Origin of the sequence: Chromobacterium amazonense (genome assembly GCF_001855565.1) — a bacterium.
Lineage (GTDB): Bacteria > Pseudomonadota > Gammaproteobacteria > Burkholderiales > Chromobacteriaceae > Chromobacterium > Chromobacterium amazonense.
The window spans coordinates 127,694-150,028 of sequence record NZ_MKCR01000004.1 but is presented as its reverse complement, the minus strand read 5'-3'; the positions used below and the strand labels follow the sequence as shown (position 1 = coordinate 150,028).

General features: G+C 64.0%; 21 protein-coding genes. 12 read left to right on the top strand and 9 right to left on the bottom strand.

What is annotated here, in order from left to right:
- Positions 1 to 40 precede the first annotated feature (40 nt).
- From BI343_RS03825 to BI343_RS03805, 5 genes are all read right to left on the bottom strand, one after another.
- On the bottom strand, positions 41 to 340 hold the full coding sequence (locus tag BI343_RS03825) for a GIY-YIG nuclease family protein (RefSeq protein ID WP_052246899.1): 300 nt from the start codon (positions 338 to 340) through the stop codon (positions 41 to 43).
- Positions 327 to 1,910 (bottom strand): TerC family protein, encoded by a 1,584-nt coding sequence (locus BI343_RS03820; RefSeq protein ID WP_071108720.1) that lies wholly within the window; start codon positions 1,908 to 1,910, stop codon positions 327 to 329. The genes BI343_RS03825 and BI343_RS03820 overlap by 14 nt, the downstream gene beginning before the upstream one ends.
- 135 nt (positions 1,911 to 2,045) lie before the next feature.
- On the bottom strand, positions 2,046 to 3,191 hold the full coding sequence (gene ccsB / locus BI343_RS03815; protein ID WP_071108719.1) for a c-type cytochrome biogenesis protein CcsB: 1,146 nt from the start codon (positions 3,189 to 3,191) through the stop codon (positions 2,046 to 2,048).
- Complete coding sequence (locus BI343_RS03810) at positions 3,191 to 5,212, bottom strand: cytochrome c biogenesis protein ResB (RefSeq protein ID WP_071108718.1); 2,022 nt, start codon at positions 5,210 to 5,212, stop codon at positions 3,191 to 3,193. The genes ccsB and BI343_RS03810 overlap by 1 nt, the downstream gene beginning before the upstream one ends.
- A 112-nt stretch (positions 5,213 to 5,324) precedes the next feature.
- Positions 5,325 to 5,939 carry a c-type cytochrome gene (locus tag BI343_RS03805; RefSeq protein WP_071108717.1) on the bottom strand — a complete coding sequence of 205 codons (615 nt, stop codon included), beginning with the start codon at positions 5,937 to 5,939 and terminating at the stop codon, positions 5,325 to 5,327.
- A 92-nt stretch (positions 5,940 to 6,031) separates the two neighbouring features.
- Here BI343_RS03805 and yihA point away from each other — a divergent pair, with 92 nt between their 5' ends.
- The gene (gene yihA / locus BI343_RS03800; protein ID WP_043627427.1) at positions 6,032 to 6,652 is read left to right on the top strand and encodes a ribosome biogenesis GTP-binding protein YihA/YsxC; all 621 of its coding nucleotides are present in this window, start codon (positions 6,032 to 6,034) and stop codon (positions 6,650 to 6,652) included.
- Positions 6,653 to 6,844: 192 nt separating this feature from the next.
- Here the strand turns inward: yihA and BI343_RS03795 are convergent, their stop codons facing one another.
- The 3 genes from BI343_RS03795 to BI343_RS03785 form a co-directional block, all read right to left on the bottom strand.
- Complete coding sequence (locus BI343_RS03795) at positions 6,845 to 7,654, bottom strand: septal ring lytic transglycosylase RlpA family protein (RefSeq protein WP_223253587.1); 810 nt, start codon at positions 7,652 to 7,654, stop codon at positions 6,845 to 6,847.
- Between the two features lie 103 nt (positions 7,655 to 7,757).
- On the bottom strand, positions 7,758 to 8,222 hold the full coding sequence (gene trmL, locus BI343_RS03790) for a tRNA (uridine(34)/cytosine(34)/5-carboxymethylaminomethyluridine(34)-2'-O)-methyltransferase TrmL (protein WP_071108716.1): 465 nt from the start codon (positions 8,220 to 8,222) through the stop codon (positions 7,758 to 7,760).
- A 40-nt stretch (positions 8,223 to 8,262) separates the two neighbouring features.
- Entirely contained in the window at positions 8,263 to 8,973 is a 711-nt protein-coding gene (locus BI343_RS03785) for a ComFC family protein (RefSeq protein ID WP_071108715.1), read from the bottom strand.
- A gap of 92 nt (positions 8,974 to 9,065) precedes the next feature.
- On the opposite strand from BI343_RS03785, the gene bioB reads away from it, so the two are divergent.
- The 10 genes from bioB (at position 9,066) to BI343_RS03735 (ending at position 19,860) form a co-directional block, all read left to right on the top strand.
- Entirely contained in the window at positions 9,066 to 10,049 is a 984-nt protein-coding gene (gene bioB / locus BI343_RS03780; protein WP_083340784.1) for a biotin synthase BioB, read from the top strand.
- A gap of 114 nt (positions 10,050 to 10,163) precedes the next feature.
- Positions 10,164 to 11,315, top strand: coding sequence for an 8-amino-7-oxononanoate synthase (bioF, locus tag BI343_RS03775; protein ID WP_071108713.1), 1,152 nt, complete (start codon positions 10,164 to 10,166; stop codon positions 11,313 to 11,315).
- Positions 11,316 to 11,467: 152 nt separating this feature from the next.
- Positions 11,468 to 14,311 (top strand): bifunctional diguanylate cyclase/phosphodiesterase, encoded by a 2,844-nt coding sequence (locus BI343_RS03770; protein ID WP_083340783.1) that lies wholly within the window; start codon positions 11,468 to 11,470, stop codon positions 14,309 to 14,311.
- Positions 14,301 to 14,918, top strand: a complete 618-nt coding sequence (locus BI343_RS03765) for a class I SAM-dependent methyltransferase (RefSeq protein WP_083340782.1) — start codon at positions 14,301 to 14,303, stop codon at positions 14,916 to 14,918. Before BI343_RS03770 ends, BI343_RS03765 begins: the two co-directional genes overlap by 11 nt.
- 24 nt (positions 14,919 to 14,942) lie before the next feature.
- Positions 14,943 to 15,707, top strand: coding sequence for a pimeloyl-ACP methyl ester esterase BioH (gene bioH / locus BI343_RS03760; protein WP_043627441.1), 765 nt, complete (start codon positions 14,943 to 14,945; stop codon positions 15,705 to 15,707).
- A complete protein-coding gene (gene bioC, locus BI343_RS03755; RefSeq protein ID WP_043627443.1) occupies positions 15,704 to 16,612 on the top strand; it encodes a malonyl-ACP O-methyltransferase BioC in 909 nt (302 codons plus the stop codon). The genes bioH and bioC overlap by 4 nt, the downstream gene beginning before the upstream one ends.
- A gap of 32 nt (positions 16,613 to 16,644) precedes the next feature.
- The gene (locus tag BI343_RS03750) at positions 16,645 to 17,196 is read left to right on the top strand and encodes a GNAT family N-acetyltransferase (RefSeq protein ID WP_071108711.1); all 552 of its coding nucleotides are present in this window, start codon (positions 16,645 to 16,647) and stop codon (positions 17,194 to 17,196) included.
- Between the two features lie 15 nt (positions 17,197 to 17,211).
- Positions 17,212 to 18,105 carry a patatin-like phospholipase family protein gene (locus BI343_RS03745; protein WP_071108710.1) on the top strand — a complete coding sequence of 298 codons (894 nt, stop codon included), beginning with the start codon at positions 17,212 to 17,214 and terminating at the stop codon, positions 18,103 to 18,105.
- Between the two features lie 86 nt (positions 18,106 to 18,191).
- Complete coding sequence (locus BI343_RS03740) at positions 18,192 to 18,842, top strand: glutathione S-transferase family protein (RefSeq protein WP_043627445.1); 651 nt, start codon at positions 18,192 to 18,194, stop codon at positions 18,840 to 18,842.
- A gap of 130 nt (positions 18,843 to 18,972) precedes the next feature.
- On the top strand, positions 18,973 to 19,860 hold the full coding sequence (locus BI343_RS03735) for a sterol desaturase family protein (RefSeq protein ID WP_071108709.1): 888 nt from the start codon (positions 18,973 to 18,975) through the stop codon (positions 19,858 to 19,860).
- A 59-nt stretch (positions 19,861 to 19,919) separates the two neighbouring features.
- Here the strand turns inward: BI343_RS03735 and BI343_RS03730 are convergent, their stop codons facing one another.
- On the bottom strand, positions 19,920 to 20,621 hold the full coding sequence (locus tag BI343_RS03730) for a glycine zipper 2TM domain-containing protein (protein ID WP_083340781.1): 702 nt from the start codon (positions 20,619 to 20,621) through the stop codon (positions 19,920 to 19,922).
- 343 nt (positions 20,622 to 20,964) lie between these two features.
- Here BI343_RS03730 and BI343_RS03725 point away from each other — a divergent pair, with 343 nt between their 5' ends.
- The gene (locus tag BI343_RS03725) at positions 20,965 to 22,335 is read left to right on the top strand and encodes an amino acid permease (protein WP_071108708.1); all 1,371 of its coding nucleotides are present in this window, start codon (positions 20,965 to 20,967) and stop codon (positions 22,333 to 22,335) included.

Below are 22,335 nucleotides of genomic sequence, written 5' to 3'. Positions count from 1 at the left end.
CGCTGTTTTACGACTGTTCATCATTGCTGCGCGGACGGGATCAGCTTGCGTGTTCGTCATGGCCGTGCCGGGCTAGAAAATCCCGTTTGGCAGCGCTGGAGAGGCATTTGAAGGCATGTTCGGCCTGCAGGGCGGCCGAACGGTCCGGGTATTCCACCACCATTTCGATGGAGACCGGCGGATTGAGGCGGGTGTAGCGCGCGCCCTTGCCGGCGGCGTGTTGCGCGTAGCGGCGCGCCACGTCGGTGCTGACCCCGGTGTACAGGGCGCCGCTCTCGCAGCGCAGCACATAGAGGAACCAGGGCCTGGGCTGGCCCTGGCAGGGTTTAGATGCCGGCATCGAAGTCGCTGGCGGCGGGACTGATGCGCACCCGCTCGGTGCGGTTGCCCTTCTGCGCCGTGACGCGCAGTTTCCAGTCGCCAACCGTCACTTCATCGCCCTCGCGCGGGATGCGTTCCAGGCAGTCCATCAGCAGGCCGGCTACGGTGTGGAAGTCCTCGTCCTCGAAATCGCCCAGCGTCAGGTACTGCTCCAGCGTGACCAGCTCCAGGCTGCCTTCCACATCGTAACTGCCGTCGTCTTGCACGACGATGGCCGGCAGCTCGTGGCGCTCGTGCTCTTCCGGGAATTCGCCGGCGATGGCTTCCATCAGGTCTTTCTGGGTGACGATGCCCTCGAGGCTGCCGAATTCGTCCACCACGAAGGCCATGTCGGCGGCGTGCTGGCGGAAGCTTTCCAGCGCCTTCAGCACGGTGACGGTTTCCGGCAGCACCAGCGGCTGGCGCAGCGCGGCGTCGATGTCGAGCGGGCGGCCGTCCAGCAACTGCGCCAGCAGGTCCTTGCGCGCGACGATGCCCAGCGGCTCGTCGATGCTGCCGCTGCGGATCACCACCAGGCGCGAGTACGGACTGTCGCGCAAGGCTTTGCGCTGGGCTGCTTCCGGTTGGCTCAAATCCAGACGGTGGATGTCGGCGCGCGGGGTGGCGATGACGCGGATCGGCCGCTCGGCCAGGGTCAGTACGCTGTGTATCATCGCGCGCTCGTTGTGGCCGAAGGCGGTGTCTTCCACCGGCTGCGGGCCGGCTTCTGGCTTGGCCTCCGGCGCCGCGCTATCGGCCAAGCGGCTGCCCATCAGGCTCAGCACGGCGTTGGCCGTGCGTTCGCGGAAGCTTTGCGTGCGGTTCAGGTAGCGGATGCGGTTGGCCTGCGATACCTGGTTGAAGGCTTCGATCAACACCGAGAAGCCGATGGCCGCGTACAGATAGCCCTTGGGAATGTGGAAGCCGAAGCCTTCCGCGATCAGGCTGAAGCCTATCATCAGCAGGAAGCCCAGGCACAGCATCACCACGGTGGGGTGGGCGTTGACGAAGGCGGTCAGCGGCTTGCTGGCGGCGATCATCAGAATCATCGCCACGATGACGGCCAGCATCATCACCGGCAGATGTTCGGACATGCCGATGGCGGTGATGACGGAATCGATGGAGAACACGGCGTCCAGCACCAGGATTTGCGCCACCACGGTGCCGAAGGCGGCATAGGCGCGTTGCGTGGCGCCCTTGGCATGCTCCACGCCTTCCAGCCGTTCATGCAACTCGGTGGTGGCCTTGAACAGCAGGAAGATGCCGCCGCCCAGCATGATCAGGTCGCGGCCGGCGAACGATTGGCCCCAGACCGAGAACAGCGGCGTGGTCAGAGTCACCAGCCAGGAGATGCTGGCCAGGAGGCCCAGCCGCATGATCAGCGCCAGGGACAAGCCGGTGATGCGGGCGCGATCGCGTTGTTCCGGCGGCAGTTTCTCGGCCAGGATGGCCACGAAAATCAGGTTGTCGATGCCGAGTACGATCTCGAGGATGATCAGCGTCAAAAGGCCCAGCCAGGCGGCGGGGTCGGACAGCCACGATAAGTCCATGATGGTGTAGAACGTTCCTTAAAAGGGATAAAAAATCGATAAAAGCGTTACAAGGATACCAAATGCCATCGTTCCGGGCCGGAGAAATGCAAAACGCCCCGTTTTAGGCGGGGCGCGCATGATAACCGGGAAGGATTACAAGCCGCCGTAGGAGTGCAGGCCGGACAGGAACATATTGACGCCGAGGAAGGCGAAGGAGGTGACGGCCAGGCCGATCACCGCCCACCAGGCCAACGGCGCGCCGCGCCAGCCCTTGACCAAGCGGATGTGCAGCCAGGCGGCGTAGTTCAGCCAGACGATCAGCGCCCAGGTTTCCTTCGGATCCCAGCTCCAGTAGCCGCCCCAGGCGTCCGCCGCCCACATCGCGCCCAGGATGGTGGCGATGGTGAAGAACAGGAAGCCCACCGAGATGGCCTTGTACATCATTTCGTCCAGCACCTCGGCGCTGGGCAGGCGGTCTTTCAGCCAGCCCTTCTGCGCCATCAGCTCGCCGACGCCCAACATCGCCGCCAGCGAGAAGGCGCCGTAGCCGACGAAGTTGGCCGGCACGTGTATCTTCATCCACCACGATTGCAGGGCCGGGATCAGCGGCTGGATCTCATGCGCCTTGCGGTCGAAGGTGTACCACAGGATGAAGATGACCGCGGCGCTGATCACCAGCAGCACCAGCGCGCCGGCCTGGCGCGCGGCGAACTTGGCCTCGTAGTACAGATACATCAGCGCGGTGATCAGCGTGAACAGCACGAAGACTTCGTACAGATTGGACACCGGGATGTGGCCGACGTCCGGCGCGATCAAATAGCTCTCATACCAGCGCACGAACAGGCCGGCCAGCCCCATCACCGCGGCGGACCAGGTCAGGCCGCCGCCCATGCGCGCCAGCGAGTCCGAACGGCGCAGCAGCGCCACCCAGTAGACCCCGGTGGCGAGGAAGAACAGCGTGCACATCCACATGATGGCGGATTGGCTGGACAGCGCGTATTTGAGCCAGAACGCCTGCTGGCCGCGCGCCAGATCATGCTGGTACAGCGGGATGGCGGCCAGCGCCAAGGCGCCGGCCAGCGGGAAATACCAGCGCCAGGCTTTCCAGAACCAGCCCAGCGCGATCAGGCCCAGCGCCGAACCGGCCAGAATGGCCTGCTCGTACCCGTCCATATCGAGGTGGTACAGCTTGAAGGCATAGCCGGCGGCCGCCACGATCAGCAGCGCATAGGCCCAGTCCCACAGGTTCAGCCGCCGCCATAGCGGCATGCGTGCGTAAGCGGAATTGACAAGCTCCATCAGGCTCCCCTTGTCAGGTGTTGGATGGCGTCGACGTGACGCTGAAAGTCGGTATCCAGATCGCGATTGTGTCGATTCGACGTCATGGCCACCCGCAGATGGCGGCCATCCAGGCGTATCCACAGTCTTAGCTCCCGCACATAGAACATTAGCACGATGCCGAGCACAAGCAGGACGGATCCCAAGTACACCAGGATCTTGCCCGGGGAACGGGTCAGCTGCAGGCCGGACGACTGCACCTGGTCGAAACCGTCCAGCTGCAGGAAGACCGGCGCGCCGTAGTCATGCAGGCCGCTGGCGGCCACCAGGCCGTCCAGCAGGAAGCGGTAGTGGGCGGCGTCGGCGGCCAGCGGCTTGGCGCCGGCTTTCTCATCGGCCACCGCCATGACATCGATCACCGCGCCTTGCAGGATCTTGATATAGGTTTGCGCCACCGCCTGGCGCTTGTCGGCCGGCACCCGTTCGTCCAGGAATTTTTCCAGTCCGGCGAAGCCGTTGTCGGCGAAGCGTTGCAGCACGCCCTTGACGCTGTCGCCGAACTGGCGGGCCAGCTTGGCGTCGATCACGCCGCCCTGTTGGGCCTTGCTGGCGGCGCGGGCCGCCGCTTCGTCGTACAGCGCCGGATCGCGCAGCGCGGCGTACAGGCGCATGAAGCGGTCCAGCTTCATATCGTCGTCCAGCGGCAGGCGCAGGTACTGGAACGGCTCCGCCGGGGTGCGCCGCATGCCGGCCATCAGATATTGCGCGCCGTCCTGTTCGATCGGCGCCATGTAATGCAGGTACTCCACCGCCTGGCCTTGGGCGTCGCGCAGCTTGAAGCTGACGGAGGGGCCGAAGTTTTTCAGCGACTTTTCGTGCTTCACTTCGCGCGCGTCCTGCATGCGTTGCCGCAGGGTGGGGTCGGCCGCGTCCGGCTTGCCGATGTTTTCGATATTGAATACGCGCAGCTCGCCGAATTCCAGCGTGTAGTCTTTGCCGTTGGCGCGCAGCGGCTGGCTGCTCATCGATACCCCGGCGAGCGGCACCGGCGCCGCCTGCGGCGCGGCCAGGTTCCAGGCGGAGAAGCGCAGCGGCGAGCCGCCGTCGCCGAAGCTGGATTGGTAAATCGCCACGCCGTCCACGATCAGCGGATGGTTGACCTTGACCGTCGCCTCGGTGCGCTTGCCGGTGGCCTTGTCGGTCACCACGATGTCGCTGGCGAACAGCTTGGGCATGCCGTTGCTGTAGTAGTCGACATGGAATTTCTTCAGCGAGACGATGAACGGCAGCTCCTGCACCAGATAGCCGTTGCCGGAGTTCAGGAAGGTGACGTCGGCGCTCTTGCCCTCGGCGATGTTGACGTTGCCGCGGAACGACAGGTTGGCGGTGCTCAGGCGGCTGGCGGCGGGAATCTGGCTTTGCGGAATGTCGCGGGTTTCCGGCACGATGCGGCCGGCCATTTCCGCCAGTTTCAGCGGCAGGTTGCCGTCTATCAGCCCGCCGACGCAGATGACGATCAAGGCGATGTGGGCGAAGAAGTAACCGAGCTTGCCGGCCGCGCCCTTCTTGGCCGCGATCAGCCGCACGCCGCTGCCGCGCTCGGTCTCCCGCCAGCGGAAGCCCTGGGCCTGCAGATAGCCGTACAGCCGCTGCGGATCGGCCTGCTCGGCGGTAAAAGCGGTGCTGTGCGCCATGGCGGCCAGCGAGCCGTCGCTGGCCTTTTCTCGGAACGAGCGCATTTGCTTGATGAAGCCCGGGCCGTTGCGCAGCACGCACAGCGTGGTGGACAGCACCAGGAAGGCCAGGATGGTCAGGAACCAGCCGGAATGGTAGACGTCGAACAAGCCCAGCCGTTCGAAGGCCTGGAACCAGAACTGGCCGAACTCGAAGGCATAGTTAGGATACGGTTCGTTCTGTTTCAGCACGGTGCCGATGACCGAGGCGATGGCCAGGATGGTCAACAGGCCGATGGCGAAACGCATCGAACTGAGCAGCTCATACAGCGCGTGGACGGTGGAATGGCGGCGTTGATTTTTATTCATGGTCGGGAACACAAAAAGGGAAGCCCGCCTGGGGCTTCCCTTTTGAACGAGCCGGGTCGGCAAAGTTGCGGCTGCGCGCGCTTGGCGGAGGCGTGCCGGGCGGGCATGGCGCTCAGCGCAGGCCGGAGATGTATTCGGCGACGGCCTTCATCTCCTCGTCCGTCATGCGGCTGGCGATGTCGTACATGATGGGATTCTTGCGATCGGCGCCGGCCTTGAAGTCGGCCAGTTGCTTGGCGACATACGCGGCATGCTGGCTGCCCAGGCGCGGGAATTCGTCGGGCAGACCCTTGCCGGCCGGGCCGTGGCAAGCCATACAGGCCGGCACATGTGTGGCGGCGTTGCCGACGCGGTAAATCTTGGCGCCCAGCGGCATCCGCGCCTTGTCGGCGGCCTCGCGCTCCTTGGGCTTCTGTTCGCTGAAGTAGGCCGAGACGTTGCGCATATCGTCGTCGGACAGCGTGGACGCCATGCCGAGCATGGTCGGATTCTTGCGCTGGCCGCTCTTGAATGCTTTTAACTGGTTATACAGATATTGGGAACTCTGTCCTGCCAGCGAGGGGTTGGCCGCCGCGGCGCTGTTGCCGTCCACTCCGTGGCAGGCCGCGCAGACGGTATCGACGATCTGCTTGCCTTTCGCCGGGTCGCCCTGCGGGCCCGGAGCGGCCGCCAGCGCTGAGCCGGCCAGGGAAAAGGTTGCCATCGCCAACAGCATAATTCGTTTCATGGTCGCTCCTTTAGGGGTGAGCCCTAAAATATCTGTAAAAGTAGCAATTCCAAACCTGTTATTCTATACCAACTGATTTCAACCTTACTACCATGTCGATTTTTCAGAACGCCAGATTTTATACCACCGTCAACCACATGAAGGATCTGCCGGCCACGCGCGCCGAGGTCGCTTTCGTGGGACGCTCCAATGCCGGCAAGTCCAGCGCGATCAACACGCTGGCCAACCGCACGCGCCTGGCCTACGTGTCCAAGACGCCGGGCCGGACCCAGCACATCAACTTCTTCGAGCTGGGCGAGGAGTGCTTCCTGGTGGACCTTCCAGGCTACGGCTACGCCGAGGTGCCGGAGGCGGTGCGCGCGCACTGGGTGGAGCTGCTGGGTCGCTACCTGCAGACGCGGCAGAGCCTGATCGGCCTCCTGTTGATTATGGACGCTCGCCACCCGCTTAAGGAACTTGATCGCAGAATGTTGGATTTTTTCCGCGAAACCGGCCGCCCGGTGCATATCCTGCTCTCCAAGGCCGACAAGCTGTCGCGCCAGGAGCAGGCCAAGGTGTTGGCGCTGGTGAAGCGCGAGCTGGCCGATTATCCGGCCGTCAGCGTGCAGATGTTCTCCAGCCTGAAGAAGGCCGGGGTGGACGAGGTGGAGCAGGTCGTGAAGGGCTGGTTCGACGCCTTGCCGCCGGTGGACGAGCCGCAGCAGGAACTTTGATCGCGGTCCGCCCCCTAAGCATAAGGTGTTCACACCTCCCGCTTGGCTCCCTGAGCGGGGCCTGAATCGTTGATATTTAGGCATTGCCCCGGTCCGAAAGGCCGGGGTTTTTTCTTGGGCGGTGGGCATGAAAAAAGGCGAAGGATGCATCCTTCGCCTTTCGCCCTGTGCCATACGATTCAGCAGTCAGCCTTACAAGCTGGAGATCACGGTTTCGACGTGAAGATTCTCCGCTACGGTGCGTACGGCCTCGTCCGAGGGGAACGGGCCCAGGCGCACCTTGTAGAGGCCTTCCTGGTTGACGATGCCGAGCTTGGAATCATATTTGTCATCCAGCTGGTCCAGCATCTTCTGCAGCAGCGCTTCCGCGTTGGCCAGCTTGGTAAATGAACCCAGCTGCAGATATTTCGGATTGTCGCCTGCCTTCAGTTCGCGGACCGGTTCGGTCACCGGTTGCGCCGAAGCGACATAAGTATCGTCGGCGGCCGGCCAGACGCGGTCCACCGCGATCTTGGCGCTGCCTTGCTTGACGAAGCCAAGCTTGTAGGCGGCTGCGAACGACAGGTCCATCAAACGGCTCTTGTGGAACGGACCGCGATCATTGATGCGGACCACCACGGACTTGCCGTTGGTCAGGTTGGTCACCCGGGCATAGCTCGGGATCGGCAGCGTCGGGTGCGCTGCGGTCATGGCGAACATGTCATAGCGTTCGCCCGAGGTCGTCTTGCGACCGTGGAACTGTTTGCCGTACCAAGAGGCACGGCCTGTGGCGTGGTAAGGCTTTTCGCGCACGTCAGGACGGAAGCTCATGCCCAGCGCAGAGTACGGCAGGTTGGCCGACTTGATCAGCGGCTCTTCCTGCGGCACGGCGTCGGGCACCAGATTCAGGTTGACCGGGATATGATCGGCCGGGCCATCGTTCTGGAAATAAGCCCCGTTCTTGGCGACGGTCTTCTTGTTTGTCGGCGTAGCCGACTGGTTTGTGGCACTGGCCGTCTTCACGGTGGAACAGGCCACAAGCACGAGACTGACAAATACAAGCCACAGCCATCGGAGTACAGGTTGCATAAACCTCCCTATGCTGTTGGGCCAACCTTGCGAACTGCTATGCCCCCCCTGCGAAGTCGATTTGGCGCCAAGCCTCATACACCGTCACAGCGACGGCATTGGAGAGGTTGAGGCTTCTCGACTCGGGACGCATCGGCAGGCGAATCCTTTGTTGCGCCGGCAGGGCAGCCAGCACCTCTTGCGGCAAGCCGCGGGATTCGGGACCGAACAGAAAAACGTCCCCGGGTTGGTAGGAAATCCGGTCATGGCGCGTGGCGCCTTTCGTCGTCGCGGCGAAAATCCGTCGTCCGTGAAGGGCCTGCAGACAAGCAGGCCAATCTTCGTGGACCACGACGCGGGCATACTCGTGATAATCGAGCCCCGCTCGCCGCAACTTGGCATCCTCAAGCGGGAAGCCCAACGGTTTGACCAGATGCAGTTCACAGCCGGTGTTGGCACATAAACGGATCACATTGCCCGTGTTGGGCGGAATTTCCGGCTGAAATAGAACAACAGTGAACATCGTTGGCAGGCTGGATTGTTCCAAGGAATCAAAATCTTGGTCAAGTTTTTGGGGAAAACGCCCGGGCCAGCGCCCATCCGTCGACCCGTTTCGCACCCTGTTTTTTGAGCTCTCGAGCCAGGGAGGAGAGGGTGGCGCCGCTGGTGGCGACGTCGTCGATGATGGCGATGGAAAGCCCGTCGCAGCGGCGTTTTACGCCGAACGCATGGCGCACGTTTGTGAGTCTTTCGGCGCGGCCGAGCGAGGCCTGCGACGCTGTGTTGTATTTTCGCCAACACAGATTATCCGAAAAACGGGTATTTATTGTACCAGCGAACGCTTTGGCAAGCTCGCCGCTCTGATTGAAGCCCCTTTTCGCAAGTCGTTCATTTGCCAATGGAACCGGAATGACAAAGTCGTATTCATGGCCGAAGCCCCGTGCGAAATCGCTCAGCAAGCCGCCCAAAACCCCCGCCAAAGGCAGCCGTTTGCCATACTTGAAGGCATGAATCAGCCCGCTCAGGGGGTAGTCAAAAAGATAAGGAACGTGTAGCGCGTCGAAGTGCGGCGGACGCCGTTGGCAGTGGGCGCACAGCATGCCGCCAAGCGTCGGCTCGGCGCAACGCGGACACTGTTCAGCGGGCAGGGCGGGCAGCATGTCGCGGCAAGGTGGACATAGGCCGCGGCGCGTGCCGGATTGTCCGCAAAGCAGGCAGTTCTGCTTAATTAGTGAGCAGTTGTCAATTGTTGATGTAATTAAGTTTGACAGCATCGGGCCTGGCCCTCCAAGATTTTGCCGCCCGCCCTATCGGCGGGATGGGCAATGCGTCCCCCTGTAATGACATTAGATGAATGGAGCGTACGATGCATACTGTACCGATGGAGTTCAAGCGCCCGGCCGCGCCGCACCCGGAACAAGCCAACTGGAGCGTGGACGAGGTGGAGGCCCTGCTCGGGCTGCCTTTCATGGAGCTGGTGTTCCGCGCGGCAGAGATCCATCGGCAGTTTTTCGATCCAACCAAAATCCAGCTGTCGACGCTGGTGTCGATCAAAACCGGCGGCTGTCCGGAGGATTGCGGCTATTGTCCGCAGTCGCTGCACCATGACACGCCGGTAGCCGATCAGCCGATGATGACGGTCGACGAGGTGGTGGCGGCCGCGCGGCAGGCCAAGGCCAATGGCGCGGGCCGCTTCTGCATGGGCGCCGCCTGGCGCGGGCCGAAGGATGCCGATCTGGCCAAGACTTTGGACATGGTGCGCGAGGTGAAGGCGTTGGGGCTGGAGACCTGCGCCACTTTCGGCCTGTTGCGCGATGGCCAGGCCGAACAACTGAAAGACGCGGGTCTGGATTACTACAACCACAATCTGGATACCGCGCCCGACAAGTATGCTGATATCATTCATACTCGAGAGTACGAGGACAGGCTGGAGACGCTGGGCAAAGTGCGCAAGGCCGGCTTGTCGGTATGCTGCGGCGGCATCGTCGGCATGAATGAAACCCGGCGCGACCGCGCCGGGCTGATCGCCCAACTGGCCAATCTGGACCCGCAGCCGGAGTCGGTGCCGGTGAATAATCTGGTGCAGGTGGTGGGCACGCCGCTGGCGGATGCCAGCCGGCTGGACTGGACCGAGTTTGTGCGCACCATCGCCGCGGCGCGCATCGCCATGCCCAAGAGCTATGTCCGCTTGTCCGCCGGCCGGCGCGAGATGGACGAAGCGACCCAGGCCTTGTGCTTCCTGGCCGGCGCCAACTCGATATTCTATGGTGATAAGCTGTTGACCACGGGCAACCCCGATGTACTGGCCGACCAGACACTGATGGCCAAACTGGACTTGCGGGCCCTGTAATATTCTTTAGCAATTCTGCGCTGTCTGCTTAAATGCGAACCTATATATAGTGTGTCGTACCGAGGTGGTTCGCCGCCGCGGTTTGGTCAACCCACGCAAAAGAGTGCAACCATCATGCGCCTGCAAGATTTGTCCGCCGCCCTGAATGAACTGGATGCGAATCACCGCCTGCGCCGACGCGCCACCCTGGAGTCGCCGCAGGGCGTTGACATCGTCATTGAAGGTCAATCTTACCTATCGTTTGCCAGCAATGATTACCTGGGGCTGGCCGATCATCCGGCCCTGGTGCGTGCGCTGCAGCAGGGCGTAGAGCGCTGGGGCGCCGGCAGCGGCGCGTCGCATCTGCTGACCGGCCACAGCGAAGCCCACCAGCGCGCGGAGGAAGCGCTGGCGCGCTTCGTCGGCCGCGAGGCGGCGCTGTTGTTCGGTTCCGGCTATGCCGCCAACCTGGCGGTGATCACCAGCCTGGTCGGCCGCGACGACGCGGTGTTCGCCGACAAATTGAACCATGCCTCGCTGAACGATGGCTGCCTGCTGTCGCGCGCCGATTTCCAGCGTTTCCGCCACAATGATCTGGAACATCTGGAACAGCTGCTGGCGGCGAGCCGCGCCTGTACCAAGCTGATCGCGGTGGACGCGGTGTACAGCATGGATGGCGACGAGGCCCCGCTGCCGGCCTTGCTGGCGCTGGCCGAACGCTACGACGCCTGGCTGTATGTCGATGACGCGCACGGTTTCGGCGTGCTGGGCGGCGGCCGCGGCTCGGCGGCGGAGCATGGGCTGGCCTCGGAGCGGCTGATCTACATGGCCACGCTGGGCAAGGCGGCCGGTCTCGCCGGCGCCTTCGTCGCCGGCAGCCGGCTATTGGTGGAATGGCTGGTCAATCGCGGGCGCACCTATATTTTCAGCACCGCGCAGCCGCCGGCGCTGGCCGCCGCGGTGGAAACCAGCCTGCGGCTGATTGTCGAGGGCGACGACCGCCGCGAGCGGCTGCGGCAACTGGCGGCGCGCTGCCGCGAGCGGCTGGCCGGCACGCATCTTGCAGACAGGGCTTCCCGCACACCGATCCAAGCCATTATCATGGGTGAAGATGCTCATGCCATAAGGCAGGCTGAGCGCTTGAAACAGCAAGGCTTTTGGGTGCCCGCCATCCGTCCGCCTACCGTGCCGGAAAATAGCGCGCGTTTGCGGATTTCCTTGTCGGCGCAGCATGAGCCAGCGCAGCTGGACGCGCTGCTCGATCTGCTGTTGCAAGCGCAGGATTGAATACCGGCGGCGCGTGTGCGCTGCGGCAGCGAATCCATCGGCCCGGAGCTTATGCTCCGGGCTTTTGCATGTCCGTCAGCAGGCGCGGCCGTGGGGAAGCGGCCCGGGCGTGGCATGCGGATTTTCCGGCTAACTCGTACTACGATAATGACATGATGAGCACGGCTGAATATTTGGAAAGTCCGGCGCAAGCCGCCGAGCGCGCCTTGGCGCTGTTGGGGCGAGGCGGCGGCTTGTCCGCCGCCGCGGTATGGGGGCTGTCCGGCGTGACCTGGCAGCGCCTGGCCAGCTTGGGGGCGGCCGACGGTTTGCCGAGCGCCGAGGCTTTGGCCGGCGGCCGCCTGCCGGGGCCGGATGGCGGCGCGCTGGCGTTGCGGATGGCGGATAACACGGTGGGCTGGCTGGTGTGGCGCGGACAGGCGCCGGCGGAGGCGGCCGACGTCGCCGCGCTCTTGGGCGGCCACTTGTATTGCGCCGCGCTGCGCGGCGAGCAATCGGCGGCCCGGCTGGCCAACGATACCATGCTTGAAATCAGTCTCCTGGCCGGCGAGTGCGCCAGTCTGGATCGGCTGCTGCCGCGCTTGCACAAACTGATGCAGCAGCTGATGGATGCCAGCAATTTCGCCATCGCGCTGTATGGCGACGACGGCGCCACCCTGCATTTTCCGTTCTACGTCGACCGGCGCGATCCCGCGCCGCCTTCGCCGCAAGCGATGCTGCCGCTGGATGACGGGCATGCCGCATTGGCGGCCTGGCTGTTGCGCGGCGGCAAGCCCATGGTGCTGACCGGCGAACGCATTGCCGAGCTGTGCCGCGATGAGGAACTGGCGCAACCGGCCGTGTTGCCGGCGTTCTGGATGGGCGCGCCCTTGGTGAACGCCGACGGCAATCCCATCGGCGCGGTCATGCTGCATGCCTATGAAGACCAGGCGGCGCTGACCTCGTCCGAGCAGTTGCTGTTCATGTTCGCCGCGCGCCATGTCGGCTTCGCCTTGGACCGGGTGCTGTATCGCAGCCAACTGGAGCGTCAGGTCTGGCTGCGCACCTGCGAGTTGGAAGGGGCCAATGCCAGATTGCGGGCCGAGGTGGCCAGCCGCAAGCAGGTGGAGAAGTTCCAGAATGTCTTGTTCCGCATCGCGGAATTATCCAACTCCAGCCTGTCGCTGGAGGCGTTTCTCAGCGGGCTGCACCGGCTGCTGTCGGAGATGGTGTCGGCGCGCAATTGCGTGGTGGCCTTATACGACAAGCTCAGCGACCGCATCACGTTTCCGTATTGCGCCGACGAATATGTCGAGGTCTTGCACCCGCGCAAGCCGGCCCAGGGCTATATCGAACAGGTGCTGCACAGCGGACGGCCGCTGCTGGTCGACCCGTACAGCCAGGTGCCGGCCGCGGTGGAAGACGGAGGCGCAAAGCCGCAAAGCTGGCTGGGCGTCCCGCTGTACTGCGACAATGAACTGCTGGGCGTGTTGGCGGTGCAGAGCTACGACGGCGAGGTCAGCTACAATTTCCGCGATCAGGAAGTGCTGGAGTTCGTCGCCAACAACATCGGCGCGGCGCTGGCGAGGGTGCGCGCGCTGGAGAGCCTGCAGCAGGCCTATGCCGAGCTGGAGCAGCGGGTGCGAGAGCGCACCAGCGAGCTGGACGCAGTCAATGCCCAGCTGGAGTTCGACAGCCTGCACGATCCCCTGACCAAACTGCCCAACCGCAACTACTTCGCCAAGGCGCTGAATCGGGCCTGGGATGGCTTCGTCGCCGGCTCCGGCGACCGTTTCGCCTTGTTGTTCATCGACCTGGACCGCTTCAAGCTGGTCAACGACACCCTGGGCCACCTGGCCGGCGATCACCTGTTGTTCGAGGCGGGCGCGCGCATCCGTTCCTGCCTGCGCCACTATGATTTTCTGGCGCGTTTGGGCGGAGACGAGTTTGCCGTGGTGATGTTCGGCATGGAAGGGCCGGAAGACTGCGAGATCATCGCCCGCCGCATCGTCAGAGAGTTCGAGCGGCCGGTGATCCTGGCCGGGCGCGAAGTCTTTTCCACCGCCAGCGTCGGCGTGGTGCTGGCCGACCGCGACCACTACCGCAATGCCGACGAGCTGTTACGCGACGCCGACCATGCGATGTACTGCACCAAGCAGCAAGGCCGCCAGGGCTATACCTTGTTCAGCCATCAGTTGCGCATCGACCAGGCCGACCAACTGGCGCTGGAAACCGAGCTGCGCCGCGCGCTGGAAGAGGACAAGCAGCTGATTCCCTATTATCAGCCGTTCATCGATGCCAAGACCGGCAAGCTGTCCGGCTTCGAAACGCTGGTGCGCTGGCAGCATCCGCAGCGCGGGCTGATCCCGCCGGCGCTGTTCCTGCCGATGGCCGAGGAGAGCGGCCTGATCAATCGCCTGGACCGTTACATGGTCAACGCGGCTTGCGCGCAACTGCAAGCCTGGCGCGCGGAAGGGCGGGTGGACGAGCACATTTCGCTGCACATCAATCTGTCGTCGGCCAATTTCCACGATCCGGACCTGGTCGCCTGGATAGGCGGCCGCATCGCCCATTACCAGCTGCCGCCGGCCATGCTGCATCTGGAAATCACCGAAAGCGCGCTGATCGACCAGCCGGAGACCGCGGCGACGGTGATGCAGGGGCTGCACGGCCTGGGCGTGAAGCTGGCGCTGGATGATTTCGGCACTGGCTATTCCGCGCTGTCTTATCTGCACCGCTACCGTTTCGACGTGCTGAAGATAGACCAGTCCTTCGTGTTCGACCTGGACCGCAAGGAGGAATCGGCGGCCATCGTCCGCGCCATCTTGGCGCTGGCCAAGGCGCTGGATCTGGACGTGGTGGCGGAGGGTGTGGAAACCGCCGCGCAGCTGGCGATGCTGCAGGAGATGGGGTGCAGCAAGCTGCAGGGCTTCTATTTTGCCGCCCCGGCGCCGGCGCAGGGCCTGGACTGGGAGCGCTTGGCCCGTTTTGAACAGGACATCCGCAGTGCGGCGTGAATGGGCGACCCGTTTCAATCGTTGGCGCTATGATGTGTACGCGCCCTGGTACGACAAGCTGGCGCAGGGCTTTGCCGCGCAGCGCCGCCGCTCGCTGGGCCTGCTCAATCCGCAGCCGGGGGAGCAGGTGCTGCTGGTGGGGGCCGGCACGGGGCTGGACCTGGATTTTCTGGTGCGCTGCCGCCATGTCACCGCCATCGACATCGCGCCGGCCATGCTGCAGCAGCTGAAGGAACGCGCCGAGCGGCTGGGCATGGCGGTGCGCGCGCTGGAGATGGACGGCCAGCGGCTGGACTTTCCCGACGCCAGTTTCGATGCGGTGGCGCTGCATCTGGTGCTGGCGGTGATTCCAGACCCGCAGGCCTGCATCCGCGAGGTGGAGCGCGTGCTGAAGCCGGGCGGCCGGGTGGCCGTCTTCGACAAGTTCCTGGCGGACCGTTCGCGCGCCCCGCTGTGGCGCCGCGCCGGCAATCTCGTGGCGCGCTTCGTCGCCACCGACATCAACCGCCGCCTCGGCGACATCGTTTCCGTTACCAAATTGCAACGCATTCACGACGAAGACGCCGGCTTAGGTGGTTTCCTTCACATCGCACTCTTGCGAAAATAGCGTTTTCCCCCCATCTGACCGTTCATGAATCTGTTTGTCGAAACGCTGGGCCAGGGCCCGGACGTGGTCATGCTGCATGGCTGGGGCCTTCACGGCGGAGTGTTCAGCCGCGTGGCCGAGCAATTGGCCGCCCGCTTCTGCGTCCATCTGGTGGATTTGCCCGGCCATGGCGCCTCGCCGGCGCTGGCGCGCTTCGACGCCGATGCGGTGGCCGACATCGTGGCCGCCCATTTTCCGCTGCCGGCGCATGTGGTGGGCTGGTCGCTCGGCGGGCTGATCGCCCAGCACTGGGCGGCCCGCCATCCGGATCGCGTCAAGAGCCTGGCGCTGATCGCCACCAGTCCGCGCTTCGTCCGCGACGACAGTTGGCCGCACGCGCAGGCGCGCCAGTCGATCGAGGCGGTGGCGCAAAGCCTGGACGGCGCCTTCGAGCAGACGCTCGAGCGCTTCCTGGCCTTGCAGATGATGGGCGCGCCGGCGGCGCGCGACACGCTGAAAGCCTTGCGCGGCGAGCTGTTTGCCCACGGCCGGCCGCAGGGCCTGCTGCCGGCGCTGGAGCTGTTGCTGGAAGCCGACGCCCGCGAGCTGGCGGATCGCATCCGCTGCCCCGCCGCCTTGTTCTATGGCGTGCGCGACGCCATCACCCCGATAGGCGCCGGCCGTTGGCTGGCCGACACCCTTGGCGACGCCGTCCTTTATGAATTCCCGCAAGCGTCGCATGCGCCTTTCCTGTCCCATGAGCCGGACTTTGTGCGCGCGCTTGCCGAGCATCTGGAAACCCAGGCATGAGTGAAGCGTTTTACACCGACAAGGCGCGCGTGCGCGCCTCGTTTGAGAAGGCCGCGGCCAGTTACGATTCGGCCGCCGTGCTGCAGCGCGAGGTGTCCGACCGCATGGCGGAACGGCTCGATTACATCAAGCACCAGCCAGCGGTGATTCTGGATGCCGGCGCCGGCACCGGCTACGGCGCGGCGCATTTGCGCCAACGCTATCCGCAGGCGCGGGTGATCGAGCTGGACCTGGCGCACGCCATGCTGCTGGCCTCGCGCGAACGCGCCCGCGAGGGCGACGGCCTGTTGAAGAAGCTGTTCAAGCCCAGCCAGCCGTGGCAGATCAACGCCGACATCGAAAAACTGCCCTTGGCCGACGACAGCGTGGACATGATCTGGTCCAACCTGACCATCCAGTGGATCAACGTGCCGGACAAGATGTTCGCCGAACTGCGCCGGGTGCTGAAGCCGGATGGCCTGCTGATGTTCTCCACCTTGGGGCCGGACACGCTGTTCGAGCTGCGCGGCGCGTTTGCCGGCATCGACGGCGCCACCCACGTCAACCAGTTCATCGACATGCACGACATCGGCGACGCGCTGATGCGCGCCGGTTTCGCCGAGCCGGTGATGGACATGGAAAAAATCGTGCTGACTTACGACGACGCCAAGGCGGTGATGCGCGACCTCAAAGCCATCGGCGCGCACAACGCCACGGCAGGCCGCGGCCGCGGCCTGATGGGCAAGCAGGCCTGGCGCAAGGTGGAGGAAGCGTACGAGCGCCACCGCCGCGACGGCAAGCTGCCCGCCAGCTACGAGGTGGTCTACGGCCATGCCTGGAAGGGCACCGGCAAGAAGCTGGCCAAGATGACGGACGATGGCCGGCAAGTGATCGAATTCGTCAAGAAAGCGCCGCGGGCCGATTGAGCGAACCGGCGGCGCGAACCGGAGTCTGTGTCATGGACGTGGAAATCCGCAGCGCCTGTCCCGATGACGCGGCGTGTCTGGCCGCCCTGTCGATTCAGGTGTGGCTGAATACTTATTTGATCGGCGGCGGCATCCGCCGCGGCATCGCCGATTATGTGCTGTCCGAATTCTCGCCGGCCCATTTCGAGGCGTTGATCGCCAATCCCGCGCGCCGGCTGCTGCTGCTGGAGGATGAAGGCCATCTGCTCGGCTACGCGCTGTTGAAATTGGACAGCGCCTGCCAGGGCTGCGATTTCCCGACGGTGGAAGTCGACCGGCTTTATCTGCTGGAAAGCCATGCCGGACAGGGTCTGGGCCGGCGTTTGCTGGACGCGGCGCGGCGATGGACGCGCCTCCAGCCCGGCCAGCCGCGCTTGTGGCTGATGGTTTGGCACGGCAACGCGCGCGCCATCGGCTTCTACCGCCGGGTCGGCATGGCCGTGCATGGCGAAACGTATTTCGAATTGGAGGGCGCGCGGCATCTCAATTACGTGATGCTCGATCCCGCGCCCGTTGGGGCGGCCTTGCCGGCCGCCAATGTCTGAAAGACTGATGGAATCATGATAAGCAAGAAAGCAATGCGTCCCTGGCTGGCCTTGGGCCTGGCCGCGCTATTGGCCGGCTGTTCGACGTCCAAAGCGCCGGAAGCGCCGGCCCCTGCCCCGGTGAAAGTGAAGATAGGCCTGGCCTTGGGCGGCGGCGCGGCCAAGGGTTTCGCCCATATCGGCGTGATCAAGGTGCTGGAAGGCGCGGGCATCGCGCCCGACGTGATCACCGGCACCAGCGCCGGCAGCGTGGTGGGAAGCCTGTACGCGTCCGGCCTCAACGGCGTGCAATTGCAGCAGCGCGCCATGGCGCTGGACCAGGCCGACCTGACCGATTGGACGCTGTCCACCAAGGGCGTGCTGAAGGGCGAGAAGCTGCAGAACTGGATCAATGCCCAGGTGGGCAACAAGCCGCTGGAAAAACTGCCCAGGCCGTTCGGCGCCGTGGCGACCGAGCTGGACTCCGGCCGCAAGGTGGTGTTCCGCGTAGGCAACACCGGTCAGGCAGTGCGCGCCTCGGCCAGCATTCCCAATGTGTTCCTGCCGGTGAAAATTGGCGGCAAGCGCTATGTCGACGGCGGCCTGGTCAGCCCGGTGCCGGTCAGCGCGGCCAAGGAAATGGGCGCGCAGTTCGTCATCGCCGTGGACATCACCGCCCGTCCCAAGCCGGGCAAGGCGGTCGGCTTCCTGTCCATGCTGGACCAGAGCCTGAACATCATGAACGGTCCGGCGCTGGCCTTGGAGCTGAAGCAGGCCGACGTGGTGATTCGCCCCGATGTGCTGGACATCGGCTCCGCCGACTTTGATTCGCGCAATCAGGCTATTTTGGAAGGCGAGAAGGCAGCGCAGCAAATGCTGCCGCAAATCCGCAAATTGTTGCAGCAAAAAAGCCTGGAGCTGGCTAAATAAGGTTGTAGGCTGCGATGATGTCGCAAGTCGCGGCGGGGCGGGCCGCATTCCGCCCCGCCGCTTTCCCAATGTTTTTTGGAGATGGCATGATCAAACTGCACGGATTGTCTTTGTCGCCGTACTACAACAAGGTGAAGATCGCCTTGCTGGAGAAGGGCGTGAATTTCCAGGAGGTGCTGACCCCGCCCTCGCAGGAGGACTGGCTGCTGGAAAAGAGCCCGATGGGCAAGATTCCGTTTGTGGAGATCAATGGCCACCCGCTGGCCGAATCGACGGTGATCCTGGAGTGGCTGGAGGATGCGTATCCCACCGCTTCGCTGCTGCCGCCGACCCCGAACGGCCGTGCCCTGGCGCGCGAGCTGATGACCATGTTGGAGCTGTATGTGATGCGGCCGGCGGCCCCGTTGATCGGCCACATGATGAAAGGCAGCCAGCCTAGCGCGGAGCAGGCCGAGGAAATACGCCAGGCTCTGGCCCGCGGCATCAGCGCGGTGGCGCAGCTGGCGCGGCAGGCGCCGTGGCTGGCCGGCGAAGACTTCAGCTTCGCCGATCTCAGCGCCGCCGGCATCCTGCCGACGGTGGGGCGCTTGAGCCAGACTTTCCTCGGCGAGGACATGACGCTGCGGCTGTCGGGTTGCGCCGACTATCTGCAGCGCCTGGGACAGCGGCCCAGCGTGGCCCGCGTATGGGCGGACCGCGACGCCGCGCTGGCGGCTTATATGGCCAGGCGCGAATAGCCTGGCTATGGTTTTCGCGCCACAGTCAGCCGGTCCTGCCTGGATGCCATGACATGGCGGTTGACAGCCCTTGCTGGATAGAGCCTAAACTCCAATCGAGTGTTTGCTTTGTCTGGCGAGGGGATGATCGATGAAATTTCCGGTGGAACTGATACTGCTGGCGCTGGTGCCGGTCTTTTTGCTGTTTGTCGCCTGGGAGCTGTTTAGGCTGCGGCGTCAGGGGCGGTTGTCCGTGTACGACTGGCGCGATTCGGCCTGCTGCGCGGCGCTGGGCTTGCTGCACCAAGGCGCCGACAAGCTGGCCTGGGTGTTCGTGCTGCCTTTATATGGCTGGATTTACCAGCAGCACCGGCTATTCGATTTTGCCGACAGCTATCTGAGCTTCTTCCTGCTGTTTCTCGGCCAGGACTTCCTGTACTACTGGTTCCACCGCGTCAGCCACCGCGTGCGTTGGCTGTGGGCGGCGCATAGCGTGCACCACAGCTCCACGCGCATGAATTTCACCACCGCCTTCCGCCAGAGCCTGATGTATCCGCTTGCCGGGATGTGGGCATTCTGGCTGCCGCTGGCCTGGCTCGGCTTTCCGCCGCAGCAGGTCGTGGCGGTGGTGTTGCTGAATCTCGCCTTCCAGTTCTTTGTGCATACCCAGATCGTGCCCAAGCTGGGCTGGCTGGAATACGTTTTCAACACGCCGTCCATCCACCGCGCGCATCATGCGAAGAACCCGCGCTACATCGACCACAACTACGCCGGCGTGCTGGTGGTCTGGGACAGGCTGTTCGGCACCTTCGTGGAGGAGCGGGACAGCGATCCCTGCGAATACGGCACGGTGAAGCCGGTGAGCAGCTTCAATCCGCTGTGGGTCAGCGTGGTGGAGTGGCGCGACATGCTGGCGGAGGCCTGGCGGGCGGATAACTGGCGCGACCGGTTGGTGTCGCTGTTCGGCCCGCCGGAGGCGGCGGAAGAGGTGGCGGCGCGCCAGCGCTTGCGAGTCGAGGCGCCGCGTCAGGTGGCGTGAACATAAAGCACAAGGCCCGGTTTCCGGGCCTTGTGCTTTTCGGGCTGGGGTCAGAGGGATCAGATCAGCAGCTTGCCGTCCTTGGCCGGCAAGGTCTTGCCTTCCGGCTTCTGGTCCATGCGCACGGTGCCGGTCTTGCCGTCCAGCGAGTAGCGCACGTTGTAGCCGACGACTTTTTCCTTGTCCACGTTCTCGGTATTGCAGATGGTCCGGGTGCTGGCCACCTGGTCGCGCTCCTGCATGCCTTCCTGCACCTTGTTGCCGGCCAGGCCGCCGGCCAGCGCGCCCAGCACGGTGGCGGCCTTCTTGCCGTTGCCGCCGCCGACCTGGTTGCCGAGCAGGCCGCCGACCACGCCGCCGATCACCGAACCGGCGATGCGGTTATTGTCCTGTACCGGCGCCTGGTGGACGACTTGCTCCTGATGGCAAACCTGCTTCGGCTCGCTCACCGTTTCCTTGATCGGGGTCACGGCCAGTATCTTGGCGTGGTTGGCGTGGACCGGCTTGGGCGCGGGTTTCGGCGCAGCGGGCGCTACTGCCGCGGCCGGGGCCGCTACGGCGGCCGCCTGAGCCTCCGTGGAGGAGGCCGCGCTTGGCGGCAGCGCCTGGACGGCCGGGGCCGATGCCTGGGCCAGCGGCGCGCTGGCCGCGGCGACGGTTTCCGGCTTGGATGGTTTGAGTGCCTGGATGCCGGCTACGCCGATGGCGCCCAGCGCGATGCCGCCGCCCAGCACGCTGGCGATGAGTACGGACTGTTTCATTATTCTCTCCCTGAAGTGACGCTGCGGTCACATATGGCTTGGACGCGATTATCAGTTGGCAGTTGCAAGAACTGTGTACAGCATTTGTCACCACGGGTAACGAAACGTTAGCGGCGGGGCAGCCAGGGTGCTGGCTAGGGAATTTGCAGCGTGATGCGCCATTATTGGCAATTTATGTCAAAAAAAGCCATATTCAATGGTTTTTAATTTCTAAAATGCAACCAATCATCATAATGTGAGCATATATATTGTATCCAGCGGTTTGACGGTGCGCCCGGCAGGTGGTTAGATGCACATTGCACCTTACAGGCGGCCCGCCGCCTGCACCACAGGAGAATAAATCGTGAGTGAAGTTGATACCGGTTTGCAGCGCCAGCTGAAAAACCGCCATATACAGTTGATCGCGCTGGGCGGCGCGGTCGGCACCGGCCTGTTTCTCGGCTCGGCAAGCGTGCTGAAGGCCGCGGGGCCATCGATGATTCTCGGCTATGCCATCGCCGGCTTCATCGCCTTTTTGATCATGCGCCAATTGGGCGAGATGGTGGCGGAAGAACCGGTGGCTGGCTCGTTCAGCCATTTCGCCTACCGCTACTGGGGCAATTTCGCCGGCTTCCTGTCCGGCTGGAACTACTGGGTGCTGTACGTGCTGGTGAGCATGGCCGAGCTGACGGCGGTGGGCGCCTATGTCCAGTACTGGTGGCCGCATGTGCCGACCTGGCTGACCGCGCTGGTGTGTTTCGTCTGCATCAACGCCATCAACCTGGCCAACGTCAAATCCTACGGCGAGACCGAGTTCTGGTTCGCGCTGATCAAGGTGGCGGCGGTGATCGGCATGATCCTGTTCGGCGGCTACCTGCTGCTGTCCGGCACCGGCGGCCCGCAGGCCTCGGTCAGCAATCTGTGGAATGACGGCGGCTTCTTCCCGCATGGTTTCGGCGGCCTGTTCATGGTGATGGCGGTGATCATGTTCTCGTTTGGCGGCCTGGAGCTGATCGGCATGACCGCGGCCGAAGCGGCCGACCCGCAGAAAACCATCCCCAAGGCGGTGAATCAGGTGATCTACCGCATCCTGATTTTCTACATCGGCTCGCTGGTGGTGCTGCTGTCGCTGTATCCGTGGAACAAAGTCGCCGCCGGCGGCAGCCCTTTCGTGATGATTTTCCAGCAGATCGGCGCCGGCTTTACCGCGCACGCGCTGAACTTCGTGGTGCTGACCGCCGCGCTGTCGGTCTACAACAGCTGCGTCTACGCCACCAGCCGCATGCTGTTCGGCCTGGCCGAGCAGGGCAACGCGCCGCGCGCGCTGAAGAAGCTGGACAAGCGCGGCGTGCCGGTCAACGCCACCTTGTTCTCCGCGCTGGCCACCGTGGCCTGCGTGCTGCTGAACTATCTGCTGCCGGGCGAGGCGCTGGGCTTGCTGATGTCGCTGGTGGTGGCCGCGCTGGTGACCAACTGGGCGATGATCAGCCTGACCCATCTGAAGTTCCGCCGCGCTAAGGGCGGCCTGAAAATGGTGTTCCCGTCGCTGTGGCATCCGGTTTCCAACTGGGCGTGCCTGGTGTTCATGGTGATGATCCTCGGCATTCTGCTGTTCACGCCGGGCATGGCGGTATCGGTTTACGTGCTGCCCTTGTGGTTGGGCCTGCTGTGGGTGGGCTTCCGCTTGAAGGGCAAATCCGGCGCCGATGCCCGTCTTGCCAGCGAGAACGTCTGA

Coding starts and splice junctions, on each gene's coding strand:
- BI343_RS03785 (WP_071108715.1), bottom strand. CDS start 8,973: ATGCTGTCAAACTTAATTACATCAACAATTGACAACTGCTCACTAATT.
- trmL (WP_071108716.1), bottom strand. CDS start 8,222: ATGTTCACTGTTGTTCTATTTCAGCCGGAAATTCCGCCCAACACGGGC.
- bioC (WP_043627443.1), top strand. CDS start 15,704: ATGAGTGAAGCGTTTTACACCGACAAGGCGCGCGTGCGCGCCTCGTTT.
- BI343_RS03810 (WP_071108718.1), bottom strand. CDS start 5,212: ATGAATAAAAATCAACGCCGCCATTCCACCGTCCACGCGCTGTATGAG.
- BI343_RS03740 (WP_043627445.1), top strand. CDS start 18,192: ATGATCAAACTGCACGGATTGTCTTTGTCGCCGTACTACAACAAGGTG.
- BI343_RS03770 (WP_083340783.1), top strand. CDS start 11,468: ATGATGAGCACGGCTGAATATTTGGAAAGTCCGGCGCAAGCCGCCGAG.
- BI343_RS03805 (WP_071108717.1), bottom strand. CDS start 5,939: ATGAAACGAATTATGCTGTTGGCGATGGCAACCTTTTCCCTGGCCGGC.
- ccsB (WP_071108719.1), bottom strand. CDS start 3,191: ATGGAGCTTGTCAATTCCGCTTACGCACGCATGCCGCTATGGCGGCGG.
- bioB (WP_083340784.1), top strand. CDS start 9,066: ATGCATACTGTACCGATGGAGTTCAAGCGCCCGGCCGCGCCGCACCCG.
- BI343_RS03750 (WP_071108711.1), top strand. CDS start 16,645: ATGGACGTGGAAATCCGCAGCGCCTGTCCCGATGACGCGGCGTGTCTG.
- BI343_RS03820 (WP_071108720.1), bottom strand. CDS start 1,910: ATGGACTTATCGTGGCTGTCCGACCCCGCCGCCTGGCTGGGCCTTTTG.
- bioF (WP_071108713.1), top strand. CDS start 10,164: ATGCGCCTGCAAGATTTGTCCGCCGCCCTGAATGAACTGGATGCGAAT.
- BI343_RS03735 (WP_071108709.1), top strand. CDS start 18,973: ATGAAATTTCCGGTGGAACTGATACTGCTGGCGCTGGTGCCGGTCTTT.
- bioH (WP_043627441.1), top strand. CDS start 14,943: ATGAATCTGTTTGTCGAAACGCTGGGCCAGGGCCCGGACGTGGTCATG.
- BI343_RS03730 (WP_083340781.1), bottom strand. CDS start 20,621: ATGAAACAGTCCGTACTCATCGCCAGCGTGCTGGGCGGCGGCATCGCG.
- BI343_RS03745 (WP_071108710.1), top strand. CDS start 17,212: ATGATAAGCAAGAAAGCAATGCGTCCCTGGCTGGCCTTGGGCCTGGCC.
- BI343_RS03825 (WP_052246899.1), bottom strand. CDS start 340: ATGCCGGCATCTAAACCCTGCCAGGGCCAGCCCAGGCCCTGGTTCCTC.
- yihA (WP_043627427.1), top strand. CDS start 6,032: ATGTCGATTTTTCAGAACGCCAGATTTTATACCACCGTCAACCACATG.